The sequence below is a fragment of the Dactylosporangium sp. NPDC050588 genome, from assembly GCF_040654975.1.
GTDB lineage: Bacteria > Actinomycetota > Actinomycetes > Mycobacteriales > Micromonosporaceae > Dactylosporangium > Dactylosporangium maewongense.
The window spans coordinates 1-1,067 of record NZ_JBFAJA010000244.1; the positions used below are offsets into that span (position 1 = coordinate 1).

Genomic DNA, 1,067 nt, shown 5'->3' on the forward strand with positions numbered 1-1,067 from the left:
TCGAATATCGGGCACACGCAGGCCGCTGCCGGGGTGGCTGGTGTGATCAAGATGGTGTTGGCGATGCGGCATGGTGTGGTGCCGTCGTCGTTGCACATCGATGCGCCGTCGCCGGAGGTGGACTGGTCGGCGGGTGCGGTGGAGTTGGCGGCGAAGACCATGGTGTGGCCGGAGGTGGGTCGGCCGCGACGAGCGGGTGTGTCGTCGTTCGGTGTCAGTGGGACGAACGCGCATGTGATTCTGGAGCAGCCTGCTGAGGACCCGGATCCGGTCGTCTCGGCTGATGGTCCTGCGGTGTGGTTGTTGTCGGCGCGTTCTCGTGAGGCGCTTCGGGTGCAGGTCGATCGTTTGGGTGCGTTTGTGCAGGCGCGGCCGGAGGTGTCGGCGTATTCGGTTGCTGCGGGTTTGGCGCGGCGGGCGTTGTTGCCGTATCGGGCGGTCGCCGTCGATGGTGTGCTGGACGGTTTGGAGTTGCCGGTGGTGCCGGCGTCGCCGGGTGGTGTGGTGTGGGTCTTCGCCGGTCAGGGTTGGCAGTGGGACGGTATGGCCCGCCGGCTGTTGGCGGAGTCGCCGGTGTTCGCCGAGGCGATGGCTGAGTGCGAGGCGGCGCTCCAGCGATGGATGGACCGTGAGGTTCCCGACGGTGATGTGCGGGTCGTTCAGTCTCGGATGTGGTCGGTGATGGTGTCGCTGGCCCGGTTGTGGGAGTCGTTGGGTGTGCGTCCGGCGGCGGTGATCGGTCATTCCCAGGGTGAGGTGGCTGCTGCGGTTGTCGCTGGGGTGTTGTCTCTTGAGGACGGTGCCCGGGTTGTCGCGGTCAGGGCTGGTGTGATCGCGGAGTTGCTGTCGGGGCGTGGGGGCATGTTGTCGGTGGCGTTGCCGGTTGATGAGGTCCGGGCTCGGGTGGCGGGTGTTGCGGGTGTTGGTGTGGCCGCGGTGAATGGTCCTGGTTTGTGTGTGGTGTCGGGTGATCGCGGCGCGTTGGAGTCGATTGACTGGGGTCAGGCGCGTATCCGGTGGGTGGACGTGGATTATGCGTCGCATTCGGAGCAGGTGGAGGCTGTTGA

1 protein-coding gene is annotated in these 1,067 nt (G+C 66.5%); it reads left to right on the plus strand.

Going from position 1 to position 1,067, the window contains the following annotated elements:
- Positions 1–42 precede the first annotated feature (42 nt).
- Positions 43–1,067: acyltransferase domain-containing protein (locus AB0I21_RS57525; RefSeq protein ID WP_360574554.1), on the plus strand; the 1,025-nt coding region annotated here is incomplete at its 3' end.